Raw genomic sequence first — 20,435 nt, forward strand, 5'->3', positions numbered from 1 at the left:
CGGGTGACAGGCGATCCGGATGAGGAGGACACCGTGACCAACGAGACCCCGAACACGCCTGACCTCAGCGAGACCGAACTGCGCGCGACCAAGCTGGACGACCTGCGCGAGCAGGCCCGGGCCGCCGGCATCGGGGGGACCTCCTCGATGAAGAAGGAGGAACTGGTCAGCGCGATCTCCGATGCCCACCGCAGGGGGAAGGCGGCCGGCGGCGGAGGGTCCGACGACGGCGAGGCCGGCCAGCCAGGGGACCGCGGTCCGGACGACGGCCACCTGCGCATCGGGGAGGAGACGTCGCGCTCCCTGCAGTACTCCCAGGAGGTCACCTCGCTGGACGAGGACCCTGAGCGCGCCGGCCGCAGCCTCGCCACCTCCAGCCACGAGGTGATCCGGAAGTGGGCGGAGGACCGCGGTGGGGTGCCGGCCACCGTCGACGGGACCGAACACGGCGACCACCTCGGCGTCCTGCGGTTCGACTTCACCGGTGACTCGGAGAACCTGCGCCAGGTCAGCTGGGACGAGTGGTTCGACACCTTCGACGCGCGGAAGCTGAACTTCCTCTACCAGGAGGAGCGCAAGGACGGGAACCAGAGCAACTTCTTCCGGCTGGAGAGCCCGGACCGCGAGGACGCCTGAGCCTGCCTGGTCAGGACGCCTTGCTCGCGCGCCCGTCCCCCTGGCGGGCAGCCCGCACGGCGTCCTCCAGCTCGTCCCGGGTCATCTTCGACCGGCCGGCGACGTCGAGCTCCTGGGCGTGGTCGTACAGCTCCTTCTTCGACAGGTCGCCCAGGTCCTCACCCGGCCGGTCGGAGTCTCCGCCGTCGGCGTCCGACCCTGCCCGGCGCGTGGTCAGCCCACCGGTGTCCTGGGCGTTGCCCGGTCGGTGCCCCTTGGCGTTCGCGACGCTGGCGCTCAGCGCCTCCATCAGGTCAACGACGTTCGCGGCGGTCTCCGGCTCGCCTTCGGTGACCACCTCGTCGCCGCGGCGCTTGGCCTCGATCAGCTCGTTGACCCGATCGCGATAGGTGTCCCGGTAGTTGCCGGGATCCCACTCGGTGGTCATCGAGTCGATGAGGGACACGGCCATGTCGAGGTCGCGGGACTTGAAGGACTGGCGTACCGGCAGCTGCTCGATCTCGTCCACGGGGTCCCGCACCTCGTCGGCGAAGAACATGGTCTCCAGGGTCAGGACCTCCCCCTGCGGCCGGATGGCGGCCAGGTACTGCTTGGACCGCATGACGAACGTGGCGATCCCCACCCGGCCGGCGCGTTCCATCGCCTGCAGGAGGAGGGCGTACGCCCGCTGCGCCTGGTCGTCCTGCGGGGCCAGATAGTAGGTCTTCTGGTAGTAGATCGGGTCGATCTCGGCCACGTCGACGAAGTCGGAGATGTCGATGACCCGGGAGCGCCCCGGCGCGATCTCCTCCAGCTCCTCGGGCGCCACGATGACGTAGCGACCGTCACCGACCTCCTCACCCTTGACGATGTCGTCGTAGTCGACCTCATCGCCGGTGTCCTCGTTGACCCGCCGGTAGCGGATCCGGGAGGAGGTCCCCCGCTCGAACTGGTTGAAGTGCACCGACTTGTCCTCGGTCGCGGAGTACAACCCGACCGGCACGTTGACCAGTCCGAAGCCCAGGGCCCCGGTCCAGATGGCTCGAGCCACTGCCACCGCCTCCTCGCGTCGCCTGCAGGCGCCCTACCCGAGCGGGGCGGGCTCATGCCGCGCCGGACCGTGGCGGGCGGGGAGCTCAGGGCGCTGCACCGTCGGGGGGCGCGGTCTGCTCGAGTCGCTGCACACGCGCCCGGGCACGGTCCCGCACCGTGTTCGCACGCTGCACCCGGCGCTCGGCGGCATCCCGCCGCCGCTGGCCGCCCCGCAGGTCCGCGGTCACCTCACCGGCCTCCTGCTCGGCCTCGCGCAGCTCCCCCTCGAGCTCGCCGATCCGCGCGCGCAGCTGCTCCTGCCGCGTGCTGAGCCCCGCCAGGTGTTCCCGCTCCCGCTCCGCGTCCGCCTCGGCGTCGGCGGCGGCGGTCTCGGCGTCGGCCAACTCCTCCCGCGCACTGGCCAGCTGACGCCCCGCGGCACGTTGCCGCCGGTCCTCCCCCGACGCGCGGTCGCCGCGGGTGGTCGGGGCCGGGGCGTCATCCTCCCCCTGCGGGAGGGTGGCAACCGAGCCCTGCACGTCGGCCGTCCCGACGCCGGAGTAGGACAGCGGCGACGTGAGCCGGCCGGACAGCGTCGCGCGTCCGGCGTCCTCGTCGGCGACCGCTGCGCGCAGGGTGTCCTGGACCTGACCGGCGACCGAATCGCTCACCGGCCGGCCCAGCTCCTTCGCCAGCGAGCGGGCCTGCCGGGTCAGCGCCAGCACCACGGCACGGCGCTGCCGGGTGAGCTCCTTCAGCTGGTCGCCCTCGAGGTCGCGCTGCGCCTCGCGGAGGTCGGCCCCGAGGTCGACGAGCTGGCGGAGTTCGTCGGGCTGCCGCCGCACGAGCGTGTTGACCACCCAGGCCGCGGTCGTCGGTTTCCGCAGCCCGCCGATCGCCTCCGCCAGCTCCCGGTCGCCCTGGGCCCGCGCCTCCTTGCGCCGCGCGTCGCGTGCGGCGATGAACTCGTCCGGCGGCAACCCGTACAGCTCGTCCGCGACGCCGGAGAGCCCCACCACGCCGGCCTCCCGTCTCTCGCGACTGCGCGTGCTCGGTCCCCCGGTCCGCTGCCCCGGGGCGGCGTCGGGAAACCACCCCGGTCTCCTCGCCGTGGCCGGCGTCGCGACCGGCCCCAGACCCGGAGCGCGCCGGACCAGGCGACTGCGGTGGCCGGGCCACCCTGGCGGCCGGCAACCCTGGCGGCCGGCAACCCTGGCTGCCAGGAACCTCTGTTGGCCGGCAACTCTGGCTGCCGGCCAACTCCGGTAGCCAGGCAACTCCGGTAGCCGGACAACTCCGGTAGCCGGGCAACGTGACGGCTTCACGCACGCACCAGTAGCCAGCCACGGTGGGACCGTGGCCGGCTGCCGGGACCGGGCCGATCAATGCGCCAGTGCTCCGATGAGGATCTGGGTGTCGTCGGGCCGGTAGGTGCGCCATCGCCCGCCGGGATCTCGCTCGACCCGGAACCCGTGGTGGACCTTGGTGTGGTGCCGTTCGCACAGGAGTGCTGAGTTCTGTAGCGACGTCTCCCCGCCGTGCAGCCAGTGGACCAGGTGGTGCACGTCGCACCACCACGATGGCGCGCCGCAGCCGGCGAACACGCAGCTCTTGTCCCGCCGTTCCACCGCCTTCCGCAGGCCCGGGGTGACCACCCGGTGATCTCTGCCGAGATCGAGCGGGGTGCCGTCGGGACCCATCACGATCCGGGAGATGCTGCCGTCGCAGGCCAGGTAACGGGCCCGGGCGGCGGAGATCGTGGCTCCGAAGCCCATCTCCGCAGCACCGGCGCCGGTGGCCGGGTCGACCAGGTCATCGAGGTCGATGCCCACGACCACGTGCGGCTTCACCGTGCGCAGGATCGGCAGGTTCCCCGACGCCAACTGGTTGTCACACAACTGCACGAAGGCATCGCCGTTCTGCTGGGCGCGGGTGCGCTCATCACCCTTGGGGCGGTCGGCCTGCACGATCGACTCGATCGCCGCCTGCGCCTTCTCCCCGCCGGCGGCATCCAGCTCGAAGTGGCCGGTGACGGTCCCGTCGGCGTGCTTGACCATCGTCAGCCGGCGACCTTCCGTCGGGTCCGGCTCCGGGCCATCGGGATCGAGTGCGTCGTCGAAGGCCTGCACCGCGGCGGCCAGCGACTCGTGCGTGGACTCTGTGGCCACGCGCGCCCACACCTGGTCGAACGCCGCGAGGTCGATGCCCTGCTCCTCGGCCCGGGCCACCTCACCCGCCCCGATCTTCTCCGCCACCACGTTCACCTGCGCCGCGGTGATCTGCCCGTCGGCGAAGCCGGCCGCCAAGGCCGGGAAGTGCTCCAACACCCGCCCCGACCGCACGACCCGCGACGCCTCCGTCTGCGACAACCGGGGATGACCGATCAACCACGACCGCATCGACTTCAACCCGTCGTACTCCGCAGCCTGAGTGGTCTCCGCGTGCCGCACCGTGCGGGTCAACTCCGCCGCGACCCGATTGCCGAGCTGCACCAGCAACGTCGTCCGGTCCAACACAGCGCCATCCGTCAACTCATGCAGGTCCTCGGCCGCAAGGGCGTCCAGAGCCGACTGCAACTCGCTCATGACACCTCCCGACCGTTTCGAACGTGTGTACGAATGATATCGACACCAGGTCACTGGTACAACCCGTATCCGCAGGTCAGACGCTTGTCCACAGATCTTTCCAGGACCTTGACAGACCGCCAGGGCGCGCTGATCGGACCGCTGCGGAGAGCCCGAGAACGACCCGCACGACCGTCGAGTGACCGCCCGATGTCGAGAACTCGCAGCCGGTTCCGTCCCTGGGGTGTCCGCGGCCACGATGGGCCGCACCAGCACCGAGGAGAGCCACGATGGCCAAGTACCTGATGCTCAAGCACTACCGGAGCACGTCGAAGTCGCTCGACTGCGCGCCGATGGACCAGTGGACGCCGGACGAGGTCTCGGCCCACATCCAGTACATGAACGACTTCGCCGCGAAGCTGACCGAGTCCGGCGAGTTCGTCGACGGCCAGGCGCTCGCCCCCGAGGGCACCTGGGTCCGCTACGACGGCGAAGGCCGTCCGCCGGTCACCGACGGGCCGTTCGCCGAGAGCAAGGACCTGATCGCCGGGTGGATGGTGATCGACGCCGACAGCTACGAGCGCGCCGTCCAGCTGGCCGGGGAGCTCTCGGCGGCCCCCGGCCCGGGTGGTCAGCCGATCCGCGAGTGGCTGGAGCTGCGCCCGTTCCTGGGTGCGCCCCCCACCATCACGGAGTGACCCCGCCGGTGGACGACGTCCTGGTGCGGAGCCTGGTGCCGGGCGTGCTCGGCGTCCTCGTCCGCCGCGGAGCCGACTTCGCGGCGGCCGAGGACGCCGTCCAGGAGGCGCTGGTCGAGGCGGTGCACAGCTGGCCGGCCGCTCCGCCGCGGGACCCGAGGGGCTGGCTGGTCACCGTGGCCTGGCGCCGGTTCCTCGACGCGACCCGGGCCGAGGCCACCCGCCGCCGCCGGGAGGAGACCGTCGCCGACGAGCCGCCGTCCGGGCCGGTGCCCTCGGCGGACGACACGCTGCAGCTGTACTTCCTGTGCGCCCACCCGTCGTTGACGCCCGCGTCGGCGGTGGCGCTCACGCTGCGCGCCGTCGGCGGGCTGACCACCCGCCAGATCGCCGCGGCCTACCTGGTGCCCGAGGCGACGATGGCGCAGCGGATCAGCCGGGCGAAGCGGACCGTCTCCGGCGTCCGGCTCGACTCCCCCGGCGACGTCGCCACCGTGCTGCGCGTGCTGTACCTGGTGTTCAACGAGGGCTATTCCGGGGACGTCGACCTGGCCGCCGAGGCGATCCGGCTCACCCGGCAGCTAGCCGCCGCCGTCGACCACCCGGAGGTGGCGGGGCTGCTCGCCCTGATGCTGCTCCACCACGCGCGGCGGGCCGCCCGGACCGCGACCGACGGCAGCCTGGTGCCCCTCGCCGAGCAGGACCGCAGCCGGTGGGACACCGCGCTGGTCAGCGAGGGTGTCGACGTCCTGCAGACCGCCCTGGCCCGGGACCGGCTGGGTGAGTACCAAGTCCAGGCTGCGATCGCGGCGCTGCACGCCGACGCACGGTCGGCCGCCGACACCGACTGGGTGCAGATCGTGGAGTGGTACGACGAGCTGGTCCGCCTGACCGGCAGCCCGGTGGTGCGGCTCAACCGCGCGGTCGCCGTCGGTGAGGCCGACGGTCCCCGCGCCGGCCTGGCGGCGCTCGCTGAGGTGGACGACGCACTCCCCCGCCACCGTGCCGTGGCCGCGTATTTGCACGAGAAGGACGGCGACCGGACGACGGCGGCGCGGCTCTACGCCGAGGCGGCCGCCCTGGCGGGCAACGCAGCAGAGCGCAACCACCTGACGCGCCAGGCGGCCCGACTCAACTCCCGCTGACGGCCGGCCCGATGACTTCCCCGTCGTCCCGGAGTCGGTGCTGCGAGACGACCCGAAGGAGATCCCGTGCCCACGATCCTGCCCATGATCCTCACCGCTGACCCGGAGAGCCTGAGGGACTTCTACGTCGGCGCCCTGGGCGCTCAGGTGGTCGAGCGGACCCCGCCCGAGGACGACGGCGACCCGCCGTTCTTCCTCAGCCTGCGCATCGGTGACTCGGTGCTGGGGCTCGTCCGGGAGGCGGAGCCGCCCGCCAGCAACCGGACCCTGCTGGGGATCAGCGTCGACGACGTCGACGCGCTCCTGGACTCCGTGCGCTCACACGGCGGCTCGGTCACCGGAGGGCCGACGGACATGGCGTGGGGCATGCGCGTGGCCCACGTGAGCGACCCGGACGGCAACCCGATCAACCTCCAGTGCCCCATCAGGGACTGAGGCAGGCGCGGTCGATCCACTCGCGGAGCAGCGCGCCGAACACCTCCGGCCGCTCGTGCACGAGCGCATGGCCGGCGTCGTCCACGACCGCCAGGGTGGCGTACGGGTGGTCGCCGAGGAGCCCGACCGCATCGGCGTACCCGACGGTGGAGTCGCGGCGGCCGGCGACGATCAGGGTGGGCCCGTCGTAGCCGCGCAGGTCGATCGACCACCCCGCGAAGACCCGCTCCAGCGCGGCTTCGTCGACCAGCGTCGTGCCGGGGACGACGTGGTCGCGGTAGCGGCGAGCGGTCGCTCGGGTCCGGACCACGAAGTACTCGTCGAACCCCGCCCGCAGCTCCGGTGCCAGCTCGTCATGGGCGTCGACGTCCTGGCGGACCACCTGGTGCTCGGGCACCTTGCCGGTCCGCTCGCCGAGCGGGCACACCAGCGCGAGGCCGCGCACGAGGTCCGGACGTCGGGCAGCCAGGCCCCGGGCCAGGTAGGCGCCGTAGGAGTGCCCGAGCAGCAGCACCGGTTCGTCGGCCAGCTGCTCGACGAAGCCGGCGAGCAGCGTGACGACGTCGTCGTTGCTGGCCAGGCCCTCGGCCATCGAGCGGCCCATCCCGGGCAGGTCCGGGTAGACGCGGCGCAGTCCGACGTCCGGGACGACGGCCTCGACCGCTGCCTCGATCTCCCGGTGGTCGACGCCGGCGCCGTGCAGCGCGACGAGCGGCGGGCCGGTCCCGTGCTCGACGTGGTGGACCGAGACCCCGTCGACCTGGCTGTCCATGCCGGCACGCTAGTGAGCCGTCCGCCGCCCGGGTAGAGGCTCCGACCGCCCACCGAGGCACATCGCCACGACCGCCGCGCCGAGCAGGCACAGCGCGCCGTTGACCGCGATCGCCGTCGTCACCCCGTCGAGCACCCCCGAGCCACCGAGCACCACCGCCGTGACGACGGCGCTCATCACCGGCGTCCCGAGGGTGATGCCGATCTGCTGGCTCATCGTGGTCAGCCCGGTGGCCAGGCCCTGCTCGGTCTCGGGCAGCCCGGACGTCGCGGTGACCATGAACCCGACGATGACGACGAGGTTCGCGACTCCCCCGACGAAGGTGGCCGCCAGCACCAGCCAGATCGATGCCGCGGCCTCGGAGACGAACACCAGCGACAGCGTCGCGACGGCCTGGACGACGAAGCCGCCGACGATCGCCGTCCGGGTGCCGAACCGGCCGATCACTCGAGGCCCGAGCAGCCCGCCGGCCACGGTGCCGAGCCCGAGGACGGCGAAGGACAGCCCGGCGCCGAGCGGGCTGTAGCCGAGCACCTCCTGCAGGTACAGGGTGAGCAGGAAGACCAGCGACGTCTCGGTGACGAAGGCGAGCGCGCCGGCGACGTTGCCGACGGCGACGCTGCGCCGGCGGAGGACCGACAGCGGCACGAGCGGGAACGCCGTCCCCCGCTCGACGGCGACGAAGGCGACCAGCAGCGCCACCGCGACGGCGAAGGCCAGCAGCGTCAGGCCGTCGGTCCAGCCCCGCGATGCGGCACGGGTGAGCCCGAAGACGAGCGCGAGCAACCCGAGCGTCACGGTCGCCGCACCGGGCACGTCGAGCCGGGTGCGCTGCTCGGCCGGGCGCTCGGCGAGCACCCGCGGCGCGACGATCAGCACGAGCACGGCGACCGGGACGTTGAGGAAGAACGCCCACCGCCAGCTGAGCAGGTCGGTCAGCAGCCCGCCGAGGACGGCGCCGGTGGTGAACCCGGCGGCCATCAGCGCACCGTTGAGCCCGAGCGCCCGGTCGCGGGCCGGGCCCTCGGGGAACGTCGCGAGCAGCAGCGCCAGCGCGGCCGGGACGACGATCGCGGTCGCGACGCCCTGGGCGACCCGGGCGGTGAGCAGCACCGCCGGCGTCGTCGCCAGCCCGCCGAGCAGCGAACCGGCGCCGAGCAGGGCCATGCCGAGCAGGAACATCCGGCGCCGTCCGGCGAGGTCGGCCACCCGGCCCATGAGGAGGGTGAGCCCGGCGGCGCAGAGCGCGAAGGCGGTGGCGATCCACTGCAGGTCGGCGATGCCGAAGCCGACGTCCGTACCGATGGTGGGCAGGGCGACGTTGAGGATGGAGAAGTCGACGGCGAGGGTGAAGCTCGCGGTGAGCAGCACGGCCAGGGCGGCGCGCTGCCGGGTCGGTGGGGCGAGAGTGGTCACCCCGGCGACGCTGCGCTGACTGCCGCCGGGCAACCACACCCCCGTCTGCCTGTCACTGGCAGGGACAGGCTGGGTTTTGGCGCCGGCGGCAGGATGAGCCCATGACCGAGCTCGGGGAGTTCCTGCGCGTGCGCCGGGCGGCGTTGCAGCCGGCGGACGTCGGCCTGCGCGGCTACGGCGCGCGGCGGGTGCCCGGGCTGCGGCGTGAGGAGCTGGCGATGCTGGCCGGGGTGAGCGCCACGTACTACGCGCGGCTGGAGCAGGGGCTCAGCGCGAACGCGTCGGAGGCGGTCCTCGACGCGCTGGCCCGGGCGTTGGAGCTGGACGCCGACGAGCAGACGCACCTGCGCACCCTGGCCCACACCCCCACCCGCCGCCGTCCCCGTTCGCGCCCGGACATGATCCGCCCCGGGATGCTGCGGCTGATCGAGTCGATGCCGGACACCCCGGCGGTGGTGCTCGGACGGCGCAGTGAGGTCCTCGGCTGGAACGCGCTCGGCCACCGCCTGGTTGCCGGGCACCTGCCGTTCGACTCACCGCACCGCCCGGCCGCGCGCCCGAACATGACCCGCCTGCTGTTCCTCGACGCGCACACCCGCGAGCTGTACAGCCGGTGGGACGACGAGGCGCAGCGGGCGGTGTCGTCGCTGCGGGTGCTGGCCGGCCGGTCGCCGGACGACGACGAGCTGACCCGGCTGGTGGGCGAGCTGACCGTGCAGAGCGCGGAGTTCGCCCGGCTGTGGGCCCGGCACCCGGTGGCGAACTGCGTCTCCGGCACCAAGCAGCTGCGGCACCCGGAGGTCGGCGAGCTGGAGGTGGCGTTCGAGGTGCTCACCCCACCCGACGATGCCGGGCACCGCGTGCTGCTCTACACCGCTGCGCCCGGGACGCCGTCCGCCGCACCCCTGGACCTCCTCCGCCGCAGCTGGCCGGCACCGCGGGAGGTACCGGATGCGGTAGCCGGTCAGGGCGCCCGGACCAGCCCCTCCTGGTAGGCGATGACGACCAGCTGGGCCCGGTCGCGGGCGCCCAGCTTCGCCATGGCCCGGTGCACGTGGGTGCGCACGGTCAGCGGGCTCACGACCAGCCGTTCGGCGATCTCCTGGTTGGACAGGCCGTGCGCGGCCAGCCCGGTGATCTCGCGCTCCCGGTCGGTCAGCCTCGGGAGCAGTCCGCGCGGCAGGTCGCCGATGCCGTCCGGACTGGCGAGGAAGCGGTTCACCAGCACCCGAGTGGCGACCGGCGAGAGCAGGGCCTCTCCGTCCACGACCGTCCGGATCCCGGCGAGCAGCTCGGCAGGCGTGACGTCCTTGCCCAGGAAGCCGCTCGCCCCGGCCCGGAGCGCGTGCGCCACGTGCTCGTCGGACTCGAAGGTGGTCAGGATCAGCACCCGCGTGCCCGCCAGGTCGGCGTCCGAGCAGATCTGCCGGGTGGCGGCGAGCCCGTCCAGGACCGGCATCCGGATGTCCATCAGCACCAGGTCCGGACGGTGCTGGCGGGCGAGCTCGACCGCCTCCGCGCCGTTCGCAGCCTCGGCGACGACCGTCAGGTCGTCCTCGGAGTCGATCAGCATGCGGAACGTCGAGCGCAGCAGCGCCTGGTCGTCGGCCAGCAGCACCCGGATCATCGGGGTCCCTCCCAGTGCGTCAGCGGCACGGCGAGGGTGACGGCGTACCGGTCCTCCCCCGCCGGGCCGGCGTGCACCGTCCCGCCCACCGCGAGCGCGCGCTCCCGCATCCCGATCAGCCCGTAGCCCGATCCGACCGGCCCGGGCCGGACGCCGGTGTTCTCGACGTTGACGCAGAAGCTGTCCTCGGTGCGGCGCACGGTGATGGTCACCGACGGCCGGACCGCGTGCTTGGTGACGTTGGTCAGCGCCTCCTGCACGACGCGGTACGCGGTGACGTCGACCAGCCGGGGCAGGCACTCCAGCGCCCCCTCGCGGAGCACCGTGACCTCGATGCCGGCCGCCCGGCAGGGCTCGACCAGCTCGTCGAGCTGGTCGAGCCCCGGTGCCGGCACGGTGTCCACCGGCGGTCCGTCGTCGAAGGTGCGCAGCACTGCGACGGTGGCCTTGAGCTCCTGGAGCGCCGCCGACGTGGAGGTGCTGAGCCCGGCCAGCAGCTCCCGCGCCTGCTCGGGACGCCTGTCCAGGAGGTGCTCCGCGGTCCCGGCCTGCGCATGGGCCACCGTGAGGTGGTGGGCGACGACGTCGTGCAGCTCCCGCGCGATGCGCAGCCGTTCCTCGCCCACCCGGTGCCGGACCTCGTCGTCCCGGCTGCGCTCGGCGTCCTCGGCGCGGGCCCGGACGACGTCGAGGTAGGACCGGTGGGCCTGCGTCGTCCGGCCGGCGAACACCGCCGGCAGCAGCCACAGCGCGACGCCGACGGTGCGCAGCACCAGCGAACCGCCGGTGGGGGTGTCGATCAAGCTGCCCAGGATCACCGCGGCCACCGCAGCCCCGGTCCACCAGGCGACCGCCCGCACGGACCCGACGACCGCGAGCCAGTACAAGCAGCCGATCAGCGGGGCCAGCAGCAACGGCGTCGGCAGGTAGCCGAGCGCGCACGCGGCGGTCTCGCAGCAGATCGCGACGGCCGTCGCGGCGCGCGGCCACCGGGCCGCGGTGAACAGGGCGATGCTGGCGACCAGGCTGAGCAGCACGCCGGGGACGAGCACGGCCGGACCGACGATGCCCTGGGTGCCGATGCTGGCACCGAGGGCGGCGAAGAGGAACGCCACGAGCGCGGCCGCCGCATCCCGCCCCCCGATCCGGCCGGTGCTCATCGGCGGTTGCTCAGCGCCAGCTCTGGTCGCTCCTCCGCCGGTGCGGGCGCCAGCGACGCACCCTCCACGTCGACCCGCGGCAGCAGCCGGTCGAGCCAGCGCGGCAGCCACCACGCCCGCTCCCCGAGGAGCTGCAGGACGGCGGGCACCAGCGTCAGGCGGACGACGAAGGCGTCGAAGAAGACCGCCGCGGCGAGCCCGAGACCGACCATCTTGATCAGCGGTTCCGACGCCGCCGCGAACCCACCGAAGACCGCGATCATGATCACCGCGGCGGCGACCACGACCTTCGAGCTCTGCGCGAAGCCCGTGCCGACCGCCTCGCGGGCCGGCACACCGTGCACGTGCGCCTCCCGCATCCGCGACACCAGGAACACCTCGTAGTCCATGGCCAGCCCGAACACGATCCCCACCAGCAGGATCGGCATCAGGCTCATGACCGGGCCAGTCTGCTCGACACCGAGCAGATCACCTGCCCAGCCCCACTGGAAGACCGCGACGATCACCCCGATCGAGGCGAAGAGCGAGAGCAGGAAGCCGACCGCGGCCTTGACCGGCACCCAGATCGAGCGGAAGACCACCAGCAGGAGCAGCACCGCGAGACCCACGACGAGCGCGACGTAGGGCACCAGGGCCGACTGGGTCTTCTGCGCCATGTCGATGTCGAGCGCCGTCGTCCCGGTGATCTCGTAGCTGACGCCCTGGTCGCGCTCCACGGCCGGGCGGGCGTCGCGCAGCGACTCGACCAGCGCCTCGGTGCGCTCGTCGGTCGGCCCGGTGGTGGGGACGGCGGTGAGGACGGCGGTGTCCCCCTGCTCGTTGAAGGTCGGGGTCGACACCGAGGCCACGCCGTCGGTCGCCGCGACGCTGCGCGCGACGGCCGCCGCGGCGGTCTCGGGGTCGCCGGCCCCGCGGGCGTCGACCACCACGGTCAGCGGACCGTTGGAGCCGGGCCCGAACGCCTCGGCACGCAGGTCGTAGGCCCGGCGCTCGGTGGCCGTGGTCGGCAGCGAGGCGTCGCCGGGGGTGCCCAGCTGCAACGACAGCGCCGGGACGGCGACCGCGGCGAGCACCGCGACCCCGGCCACCGTCACCAGCAGCGGACGCCGCCGCACCAGCCGCATCCACGTCCGGGCCACCGGGACACGGGGGTTCGTGCCGGCCCCACGCCGCTGCGACCGCGACCGGACCCGGTTCGGGAACATGCCCAGCAGCGCCGGGACCAGGGTCAGCGCGACCAGGACCGCCACGACGACGGCGCCGGCGGCGGCCAGCCCCATCTTGGTCAGCGACGGGATGCCGACCACGAACAGCCCGGCGAGCGCGATGACCACCGTCGTCCCGGCGAAGACGACCGCGGAACCGGCGGTGCCGACGGCGCGGCCGGCCGCCGTCTCGGCGTCGTCCTGGCTGAGCCGTTCCTCCTGGTAGCGCGAGACGACGAACATGGCGTAGTCGATGCCGACCGCGAGCCCCAGCATCAGCGCGAGCATCCCGCTGGTGATCGCCATGCCCAGCGGGCCGGCGAGTGCCCAGACGCCGAGAAACGAGATGGCCACCCCGATGATCGCGGTGAGCAGCGGCAGGCCCGCGGCGATCAGCGACCCGAAGGTCAGCAGCAGGACGACGGCCGCGATCGCGACCCCGACCAGCTCGGTGGCGCTCATGCTGGTGGGGCTGTTGAGCGCCGAGCCGCGCATCTCCGCGGTCAGCCCGTCGTCCCGGGCCTGCTCCACTGCCTCCTCCAGCAGGGCGCGCGACTCGTCGGTCACCTCCGCCGACGGCACGTCGTAGCTCACCGACGCGAAGCCGGTCGTGCCGTCGGCGCTGATGCTCGCGCCCGCCGACGGGGGCACCACCCGGGACACCTGCGGGCTGCCGGCGGCGGTGGCCAGCGCCGCCTCGACCGCCGCCTGGTTCGCCGGCGCCTCCAGCGAGCCGCCGTCAGGGGCGACGAAGACGAGGGTCGCCGATGCGCTGTCCGTGGGGGTGTCCGGGAAGCGCTCGGCGAGGAGGTCGAACGCGTCCTGCGACTCGATGCCCGGGATGGTCGCCCGGGTGTTCACCGGGCCCTCGGACGTGACGGCGGCCGTCACCGCCCCGGCGAGGACAATCAGCCAGAGCACAGCGACCGACCACCGCCGGCGGAAGGAGAAGCGGCCGAGACGATCGAGCAGACCTGCCATGTCATAACACCCCAGATGTCGTGGTCGTCCTGGGAGCGTCCCGTCCGGGGAGGGGGGCTGTCGTCGTGCAGATCCAGGCTCTGACTACGGCGTTCTCAGTAGCCGACTCACCTTTCTGGGTCTGCACCAAGGCCGAGTGGCGGCGGGCTCAAGAGGGCAGCGACGAGGCCGACGGTCTTCCCTGGCCGCTCGACGCCGTACGCGAGCTGACCACGCTGTGATTAAGCGCAAGGTCTGCCGATCCGACGACCTGATCCTCTAGGTCGCCCCGGGGGCCGACGTCCACGAGCAGGTCTCCAAGGTGATCCTCCAGCTCCGACGCATTCGCCGGAGCGGAGGCCGCTGACCCGGGAGGGACTCAGCTCGCTGCACCAGCCCCGTCTCCTCATTGGAGGCGCGGCCTGGCGGCGTTTACACGGACCCCGGCGGCGGCAGTCGCGCGTCACCCTGAAGATCGACTCTGGAACTATCCGACCTACGAGCTAGCTTGAGTGGCCGCAAAGATGAGGCGGCCTCTGGGCTTCACACGCCAGGCCCCGATGCCGAAAGATCAAACCCACGAGCACCCAGGAGGTGATTCTCATGAGCGAAGACACCACCCTCGGCTTGGAGATCACCGCTGCCGGGCCTGCTACGACGGGTGGCCGCCTGCCCTTGTCGGAGCTGGCGCGAATCGCTGGTGAGTTCCAGTCGACGTTGGAGCGCATCGCGCTCGGCCGCACCGGTGAGAGCCCACAGAGCGGACGTCGCCGAAAGGCCGTCGTTGAGGCCGTGCGCCTAGAGATTCGCGGCTTCCGACCCGGCTCGGCCATCTTGACGGTGGAGCGGGCGGCACACGACGCCCTTTTTGGGCACGAACTGCTCGCCCAATCCCTCGATGACCTCCATGTAGGCACCGACGCAATCATCAACGGAAACCCAGACGCCTTGCCGGCTTCCTTCTCCATGCCAGTACTGGACGGCCTCTTGCGCATGTGCGGCGGGATTGCCGACAGCTCGGTGGCAACGGTGGACTTCCGCGTCAAGGGCCAGTCGCTTCTTCACATCGACCAGGCCTTCCGCGACGCCGTCAGGTCGATGCGCACCTCCCGTCACTACGACGAGGCAACCATCGTCGGCCGACTCCAGATGGGCGACTTTGCTCCGTCCACCCTTCGATGCCGCATCGACACCCTCGACGCGAGCATCGTTTGCGACTTCGACGAGTCGCTTCGCGACGAGGTCCTAGCGGCGATGGACAGCATGGTCATCGCCACTGGCCGCGCCGAGTACGGCATTGACCGTGAGACTATTCGGGTGTTGGTACTGGTCGAGTTGACCGTCGTGGCGGAGAGCAGCCGGAAGAGCTTTGCGGAGTTGGCATCGGAGCAGGGCATCGCCCCCGTCACCGACCTATCCGACTTCTTTCCCAACGAGTCGGTCGAGGACGATGACTTCGAACGGTTCCTTAACGCGGCCATGTCGGCACGGGGAGAGTGAGGGCGCGAGTGGTTGCAGCATCTCGCGTCATCCTCGACACCGACGCCTTCTCCTTCCTCTTCTCCAAGCGTCCGCAGGCCGCCAACTACGGCACTGTCTTGACCGGCCGGGTGCCTGCGCTCACCTTCGTGTCCGTCGCCGAACTTCGCTTCGGAGCACTGGTCAACAGCTGGGGAGAAAAGAGGCGGGCCGACCTGGAGGCGAGCATCCGGCGATGCGTTCTGCTGCCGTTCGATGACCAACTCAGCACCGTCTGGGCCGAGTTGCGCGCACGCGCCCAACGTCTAGGCCTCGCTCTGGCCGCCAAAACCCAAGCCAACGACTGCTGGATCGCGGCTTGCGGCGTGTACTACGACGCCCCGATCCTCACCGGAAACATCAAGCATTTTGAGGGACTGGACCTCAAGCTCATCGACGGGTCCGGCACACCGTAGGAGGCCGACGTGACCGAGGTCGAAGCCGCCCCTGAAGCCCTCGCTCAGCTCGGCCAGTGGCACGGATCAGCCGACGGGGACGCCGAGCTGGTCCGGGTGGAGATTCGCCGGGCCGCCCGGCGACGAATCAAGGTCCGCACCGCAGTCGACGCCATCGGCCATCCTTTGGCCGTCACCCCGACGGCCTCCCTGGGGCGGAGCCGTGGGGAGGGGCCGCCGTCCACGCGGAGGAGTCCGGAGCCGCCGACCTACTCCGGCACGACACGAACCAGCGGGCCTGGCGGAGGATGGCCAACCGTAAGGACTAAGCCTCCTTCCGCGCCTGCCCGAGGAACGCCAGCGCGTCGCTGAGGTAGCCGCCGGCGGGTGTCTCGCTGAGGTCGTCCGAGACGATCGTCACGACCATGACGCCGACATGCCACCCTTGGTCAATGGCGTCGAGCAGGTCCGGCGGGGGGACGTCGTCGTCCCGTCCTTCCAGCTTCTCGCGGTACCCGCTGAGGCATCCTGCGTGACCTCGGGCACGACCCCCAGACGACAGCCGTGCGGACCCTTGTGGCACGGCACATGCGCGCCGTTGCACAGCGAGACGAGCGCCAGGACGTGATGAGGATCGATGCAGAGATCGCGCAGCCCGACCAGCTGCCGGAGCCTGTGGCCCTCTGACCAGGCATCTCCTCGCGGGGGCGCGCGCCGTCTCGCAGCGTCTCAGTTCTGTCAGTAGTCCACGCAACACTGCTCACCCACCTGAGGTGACACCGAAGCGAGGAGACGACGATGTCCAGCTCCGCACCGCGAAGGCAACGCAGGACCTTGAACCAGCCACGGGATTCGTTCAGCGTTGAGCGTGTGCAGTCGGGCCCTACCTCTGGAGTAACCCAGCTAGCCCAGACCAGCGGCAACCACTCCCCCGTGGTTGCCGCCGGTGCACATTCTCGCAATGTGCACCAGTGGGGCACGAACCCAACCGTCCACATCGGGGACTATCTCGATCAGTTGCCTCCGACGATGCGCGAACGCGAGAAGGGCGCACGAGGAACCACGTGGGGTCTCGGCCTTATCGCGACTCTCGGCGCGGCGTCCAGTGTCGCAACCATTACCGGGTTGAACATTGGAAGACTTCAGCTCGACGGACTGCTGCCGATCTTCCGTGCAATCGGAGAAGACGGCATATTTTCCGCCCTTGCACGACACGACACCTTCATACTCATCCGTCTACTATTCTGCCTCCTGCTGATAGGCCTCCCAGTCAGCTTCTACTTGCGCTTACGGCAGCGCGGCTGGGTGTCCAGTGGTCGCGGGCGCATCTACGAGCGAAGGAATGGCCGCCTCACCAGCGCGCGGATCGTGGGGAAGTGCCCCATTCCGCACTGCGGCGCGCCAACTAGGGTCAAGCGCGTCGTAGTCGACCACAAGACGTACACGACAAACGATGCCCAGGGGCGGCAGGTCCAGAAGGAGCGGGCCATTAGAGATTTCCGCCTAGTCTGCCGGGCGAACGGAGATCATCGATTCCGGTTCGATGTGACCAACTGTAGCGACTCCCCTAGCAGCGGGGTCACCAACCAGTAGTCCTCGAAGATGCCTGCGGGCAACGCCTCGCCTGGTCCGACGCCGGATTTCCCTGGTCGACCGCGCGCGGCCGACCAGGGGAATCCATCGACGCAGGCCCGGTAGGCCGTGTTCGTTCAGGCCGACTGCGACAGGTCCAGGCACTCCTAGGGCGGACCTAACGGACCTTAGACCGCCCCGAGTCCTTGGGGACTGAGAGTGGCCCGGCTCGACATGTCGCTACTGTCCCGGCCGCTGATGACTTGGCTCCGACGGGAGCCGCATGACCGAGGGGGACTGGATGGTGGGGTCGAGGCGACGTTGCTCGTGCTGGCAACTACCCGTCGCGGGAGAGGGCGAGCGGTCAGCCGCGTGGATCAGCCTCCAGAGTCGGATCACCGTCCGCACGGACGGGGGACTGGCACGCGGAGGGCACCGGCTTCGTCGCCCAAGTCGAGCAGGACGGCCGAACACACGACGTGTTCGCCGTCGAGCAGGACGATGGTCGGATCGCTTGGTGCGACGCCGACGCTGTTGAGTCGGTCGAAACTCATGCACCGGTGGACTCAGCCCGCGCCTTGTAACTGATGAACGACGCCCTGACGCGCCCGCTACTCATCCCGCGCGATGGGTAGGAGTTCGTGGTCATCGCTGGGGAGCACGAACGAGTGCGAGTCCACATCACCCTTGAACAAGCCCCGTGTCAGCCAGGTCGCGACAGCAACCCGGTCCCGGACGTAACCGGGTAGCGATCAGTCGACTTCCCCCGTGCTCGGTTCAGTCGGCGGAGTCTCGCCAGTCGTCAGCGCCTGAGGCCCGTGGAAGAGGGTTTCCGCACTCTGAACAATTTCTCCTACTGTGGCCACGGTCTCTCTTGCGGCTTCAAGAACGTTATTTGTTGCCTCGATCCCCTGCGTGACTAGACCGAGGGCGACCACAAGTTCTCCGCATCGCATGATCCATCGACGCTTCCAGCCAGCATTCGATCGTAGTGAGAACATCGCTTGAGTCACCTTGCCAACGGCGACCTGCGTTTCCCGAATAACCGGCGCCACCCCGAACACGTCCACATTCTTCAGCAGCCAGAGAATGTGTTGCATCTGCCGCGCGATCTGTATGCGAAGTTCTTCGGGCAGTTCGGGAGTCTCATCTAGAAGCGTTAGCCACGCTTCCACCTGGCCTTGCAGATGCGCCAGAGAGGCTGGATCGGACTTTGGCGCCTGGCTCGGAAGCCGATACGCGAGAAAGTCAGCCGTCGCCTCTAATTGATCAAGCGTCATGTCGTCAATAAGGGAGCGGGCGGGTTCGCCTGGGTTTTGCCAATGACCCTGCCACACAATTGCCCTATACCATGTCGCACTATATCTTAACGCTCGGGACCGCGCCGGTTCTTCAGGTGGCAGACTGAGCACTTGCTCCATCATGTCCCCGAAAAGGCTGACAATCTCCGCGTGGCGTCGCGCCCATCCTACGGAACCTGCCTCCATGTCGAGCACGTCAATCCAGCCATCGCGAACCGTGCCCGCCGTCGATTGGCGCAGTCGAAGCAAGATTTCATGCAATGCGTGCCCCGGCGTCTGGTGTATGACCTCGGCGCTAGTCATTAGAACGCACCCCCCGCTATGTTGGTCTGAGAGTTGGATGCCAAAGAGCGTGGTCTCAGTCGCACACCGACGCTAGTGCGCGCCTCCCACACTCGCGACACGGGCAGTCAGTACGCAAGGTGACCTTGGCCGGGACAACCGCGAGACGCAGTGTTGCCCTACCGCCGTCGTCGGCTAGCCGAGTGCAGCGCCCGCTCGACTGCCTTGGCGAGATCCTCGGCTGTGATGACCAGGTCCGGCAACTGCCGCCCACTGGGTTTCCCATGCCTGGTAAGCGCGCCATTGACGGCGTGAACAGCCGACGCGACCTGGTCGGCCTGATCAGTTAGTCGCTGACGCTCGGCTGCCGTGATGACGGTGCTGGTCTTGTCCGAACGCACTGGCGTGGGCTTCCAGGGCAACAACTCTTGGCCTCGACGACGACGCTGGGCGTTGGTGGGGACTGCTACACAGGTTTGCCGTTGCGTCTCCGGTCGCTGAGTCCTCGACGGCGACTGCCTCGCGGACGCGCCAGAGGGCGTGACACCCTCGCGCGCGTGGAGTGGTACGAGCTGACGGTCAACCTAGTGACAGGACTCGCCTGGCCAGCAGTAGTAGGCGGGATCGCGTGGGGGTTCCGTTCAAAGATCAGGGAACTGCTGGGACGAACAGGTCGCCTCACTCTCCCTGGCGGCCTGGAGTGGCATCAAGCCGAGATCGCCGACAAGGAAAGGGAACTCCTAGCGGAGGTCGAGGAGTCCGCACCCGTCCTCATCGTCCGTGGTAGCAACGATCAACTTCCGCCACTTCTCTCCGACCGCACGCATATCGATGGGCAGCACGGTGACCCTCGGCCCGACCACCCGTCGCCGAGCAAGGGAAACGGACAACGTGCCCGGCAGTACGAGGGGAGCGCCACGGGACGATCAGGACTGGTCGCATCGCAGCGTGAAGCCTTCGAGGACGTCGTTCAGCGAGCCGCCGAGTGGGGCGCCGCCCGCGGCCGGGCCGGACTCGGCGTCGAGGGCACGAAGGTTGAGTGGGGACAGGACGGCTCACCCCGACTTGATATACCGCGCGTCACTGACAGGCCGATTGCCGGCAGCGCCGAAAGCATGGGGGTGGTGCTCTCCGGGTTCGCCCACGTGAACGACCGTGAGAACCGGGGCGCTACGCGGGATGAAGCGCGCGACATCGCCAGAAGAGCGGGCATGGACCCGCGTGGCACCGCAGGCTACTACTCCATGGAGCCACCCTTGCTGGTCTCCGGGGAGGATGGCGGCCGCTGGATTACTCAGGCCGGCCGGGAGCGCCTGCGTCGGCTCCGAGATCGATGACCGGGTTTCGGCAGGTGACCCCAGTCTGGGTCACCCGCAGCTCGATCTCCCTGCCGTACGTCGGTCAGCATGACCCGCGTGAGGGCCTGCTCCAGCATCCGTAGCCCAGACGACAAAGGGCCCAACAGCTGTCGCCGTCGGGCCCTTTGCGCATTTGCGGTGGAGCTGAGGGGACTCGAACCCCTGACCCCCACACTGCCAGTGTGGTGCGCTACCAGCTGCGCCACAGCCCCTTGCCGACCCGGTCTGGTGTGTCCGAGCCGTGGAGAAGACTACATCAGGGTGAACGGTGCCCGGCGGAGGGGTCCCCGCCGGGCACCGTGTCGACGCTCCTATGGATCGTCAAGCGGGTGAGGGGGCGGCTTCGAGGCGGCGGTAGAGCTCGCGGGCGATGTAGCGCT

The 20,435-nt window shown here is 70.5% G+C and carries 17 protein-coding genes and 1 tRNA gene; 8 read left to right on the forward strand and 10 right to left on the reverse strand.

Annotated elements, in window-relative coordinates:
* Window positions 1-33: 33 nt before the first annotated feature.
* The gene (locus tag O2W16_RS03750) at window positions 34-636 is read left to right on the forward strand and encodes a Rho termination factor N-terminal domain-containing protein (protein WP_269157447.1); all 603 of its coding nucleotides are present in this window, start codon (window positions 34-36) and stop codon (window positions 634-636) included.
* A 10-nt stretch (window positions 637-646) separates the two neighbouring features.
* Here O2W16_RS03750 and ku read toward each other — a convergent pair whose 3' ends face one another.
* The 3 genes from ku to O2W16_RS03765 form a co-directional block, all read right to left on the reverse strand.
* Window positions 647-1,666: a non-homologous end joining protein Ku gene (gene ku, locus O2W16_RS03755; RefSeq protein ID WP_269157448.1), complete on the reverse strand. Its 1,020-nt coding sequence runs from the start codon at window positions 1,664-1,666 to the stop codon at window positions 647-649.
* Window positions 1,667-1,751: 85 nt separating this feature from the next.
* Window positions 1,752-2,666: a hypothetical protein gene (locus O2W16_RS03760; RefSeq protein WP_269157449.1), complete on the reverse strand. Its 915-nt coding sequence runs from the start codon at window positions 2,664-2,666 to the stop codon at window positions 1,752-1,754.
* Window positions 2,667-3,029: 363 nt separating this feature from the next.
* Window positions 3,030-4,232, reverse strand: coding sequence for an HNH endonuclease signature motif containing protein (locus O2W16_RS03765; RefSeq protein ID WP_269157450.1), 1,203 nt, complete (start codon window positions 4,230-4,232; stop codon window positions 3,030-3,032).
* Between the two features lie 269 nt (window positions 4,233-4,501).
* On the opposite strand from O2W16_RS03765, the gene O2W16_RS03770 reads away from it, so the two are divergent.
* The 3 genes from O2W16_RS03770 (at window position 4,502) to O2W16_RS03780 (ending at window position 6,489) form a co-directional block, all read left to right on the forward strand.
* Window positions 4,502-4,909, forward strand: a complete 408-nt coding sequence (locus tag O2W16_RS03770; protein ID WP_269157451.1) for a YciI family protein — start codon at window positions 4,502-4,504, stop codon at window positions 4,907-4,909.
* The gene (locus O2W16_RS03775) at window positions 4,906-6,054 is read left to right on the forward strand and encodes an RNA polymerase sigma factor (RefSeq protein ID WP_269157452.1); all 1,149 of its coding nucleotides are present in this window, start codon (window positions 4,906-4,908) and stop codon (window positions 6,052-6,054) included. Before O2W16_RS03770 ends, O2W16_RS03775 begins: the two co-directional genes overlap by 4 nt.
* A 66-nt stretch (window positions 6,055-6,120) precedes the next feature.
* Window positions 6,121-6,489, forward strand: a complete 369-nt coding sequence (locus tag O2W16_RS03780) for a VOC family protein (protein ID WP_269157453.1) — start codon at window positions 6,121-6,123, stop codon at window positions 6,487-6,489.
* On the opposite strand, the gene O2W16_RS03785 is transcribed toward O2W16_RS03780, so the two are convergent.
* Both O2W16_RS03785 and O2W16_RS03790 read right to left on the reverse strand, forming a co-directional pair.
* Window positions 6,479-7,261 (reverse strand): alpha/beta fold hydrolase, encoded by a 783-nt coding sequence (locus O2W16_RS03785; protein ID WP_269157454.1) that lies wholly within the window; start codon window positions 7,259-7,261, stop codon window positions 6,479-6,481. The genes O2W16_RS03780 and O2W16_RS03785 overlap by 11 nt on opposite strands.
* A 9-nt stretch (window positions 7,262-7,270) precedes the next feature.
* Complete coding sequence (locus tag O2W16_RS03790) at window positions 7,271-8,677, reverse strand: MFS transporter (RefSeq protein ID WP_269157455.1); 1,407 nt, start codon at window positions 8,675-8,677, stop codon at window positions 7,271-7,273.
* Between the two features lie 101 nt (window positions 8,678-8,778).
* On the opposite strand from O2W16_RS03790, the gene O2W16_RS03795 reads away from it, so the two are divergent.
* Window positions 8,779-9,672, forward strand: coding sequence for a helix-turn-helix domain-containing protein (locus tag O2W16_RS03795; protein WP_269157456.1), 894 nt, complete (start codon window positions 8,779-8,781; stop codon window positions 9,670-9,672).
* Here the strand turns inward: O2W16_RS03795 and O2W16_RS03800 are convergent.
* Genes O2W16_RS03800 through O2W16_RS03810 form a run of 3 tightly spaced genes read right to left on the reverse strand, consistent with a single transcriptional unit; the run spans window position 9,642 to window position 13,650 of the window.
* Window positions 9,642-10,304 (reverse strand): response regulator, encoded by a 663-nt coding sequence (locus O2W16_RS03800; protein ID WP_269157457.1) that lies wholly within the window; start codon window positions 10,302-10,304, stop codon window positions 9,642-9,644. The two genes, O2W16_RS03795 and O2W16_RS03800, sit on opposite strands and share 31 nt — an antisense overlap.
* Window positions 10,301-11,464, reverse strand: coding sequence for a sensor histidine kinase (locus tag O2W16_RS03805; protein WP_269157458.1), 1,164 nt, complete (start codon window positions 11,462-11,464; stop codon window positions 10,301-10,303). The genes O2W16_RS03800 and O2W16_RS03805 overlap by 4 nt, the downstream gene beginning before the upstream one ends.
* Window positions 11,461-13,650, reverse strand: a complete 2,190-nt coding sequence (locus O2W16_RS03810; RefSeq protein WP_269157459.1) for an MMPL family transporter — start codon at window positions 13,648-13,650, stop codon at window positions 11,461-11,463. Before O2W16_RS03810 ends, O2W16_RS03805 begins: the two co-directional genes overlap by 4 nt.
* 582 nt (window positions 13,651-14,232) lie before the next feature.
* Between O2W16_RS03810 and O2W16_RS03815 the strand changes: the two genes are divergently transcribed.
* Complete coding sequence (locus O2W16_RS03815) at window positions 14,233-15,129, forward strand: hypothetical protein (protein ID WP_269157460.1); 897 nt, start codon at window positions 14,233-14,235, stop codon at window positions 15,127-15,129.
* 8 nt (window positions 15,130-15,137) lie between these two features.
* The gene (locus O2W16_RS03820) at window positions 15,138-15,563 is read left to right on the forward strand and encodes a PIN domain-containing protein (protein ID WP_269157461.1); all 426 of its coding nucleotides are present in this window, start codon (window positions 15,138-15,140) and stop codon (window positions 15,561-15,563) included.
* Window positions 15,564-17,866: 2,303 nt separating this feature from the next.
* Here the strand turns inward: O2W16_RS03820 and O2W16_RS03825 are convergent.
* Window positions 17,867-18,718 (reverse strand): hypothetical protein, encoded by an 852-nt coding sequence (locus O2W16_RS03825; protein ID WP_269157462.1) that lies wholly within the window; start codon window positions 18,716-18,718, stop codon window positions 17,867-17,869.
* A 536-nt stretch (window positions 18,719-19,254) separates the two neighbouring features.
* Between O2W16_RS03825 and O2W16_RS03830 the strand changes: the two genes are divergently transcribed.
* Window positions 19,255-20,034 (forward strand): hypothetical protein, encoded by a 780-nt coding sequence (locus O2W16_RS03830; RefSeq protein ID WP_269157463.1) that lies wholly within the window; start codon window positions 19,255-19,257, stop codon window positions 20,032-20,034.
* Window positions 20,035-20,194: 160 nt separating this feature from the next.
* On the opposite strand, the gene O2W16_RS03835 is transcribed toward O2W16_RS03830, so the two are convergent.
* Window positions 20,195-20,267 (reverse strand) — tRNA-Ala (locus O2W16_RS03835).
* Window positions 20,268-20,435: the final 168 nt, after the last annotated feature.

Source organism: Modestobacter sp. VKM Ac-2984 (genome assembly GCF_026967985.1).
Classification (GTDB): Bacteria; Actinomycetota; Actinomycetes; order Mycobacteriales; family Geodermatophilaceae; genus Modestobacter.

What these genes read in the sequence shown, in the direction of transcription:
- O2W16_RS03825 (WP_269157462.1), bottom strand. Translation starts at nt 18,718, where the DNA reads ATGACTAGCGCCGAGGTCATACACCAGACGCCGGGGCACGCATTGCAT.
- O2W16_RS03785 (WP_269157454.1), bottom strand. Translation starts at nt 7,261, where the DNA reads ATGGACAGCCAGGTCGACGGGGTCTCGGTCCACCACGTCGAGCACGGG.
- O2W16_RS03810 (WP_269157459.1), bottom strand. Translation starts at nt 13,650, where the DNA reads ATGGCAGGTCTGCTCGATCGTCTCGGCCGCTTCTCCTTCCGCCGGCGG.
- O2W16_RS03800 (WP_269157457.1), bottom strand. Translation starts at nt 10,304, where the DNA reads ATGATCCGGGTGCTGCTGGCCGACGACCAGGCGCTGCTGCGCTCGACG.
- O2W16_RS03805 (WP_269157458.1), bottom strand. Translation starts at nt 11,464, where the DNA reads ATGAGCACCGGCCGGATCGGGGGGCGGGATGCGGCGGCCGCGCTCGTG.
- O2W16_RS03770 (WP_269157451.1), top strand. Translation starts at nt 4,502, where the DNA reads ATGGCCAAGTACCTGATGCTCAAGCACTACCGGAGCACGTCGAAGTCG.
- O2W16_RS03765 (WP_269157450.1), bottom strand. Translation starts at nt 4,232, where the DNA reads ATGAGCGAGTTGCAGTCGGCTCTGGACGCCCTTGCGGCCGAGGACCTG.
- O2W16_RS03795 (WP_269157456.1), top strand. Translation starts at nt 8,779, where the DNA reads ATGACCGAGCTCGGGGAGTTCCTGCGCGTGCGCCGGGCGGCGTTGCAG.
- O2W16_RS03815 (WP_269157460.1), top strand. Translation starts at nt 14,233, where the DNA reads ATGAGCGAAGACACCACCCTCGGCTTGGAGATCACCGCTGCCGGGCCT.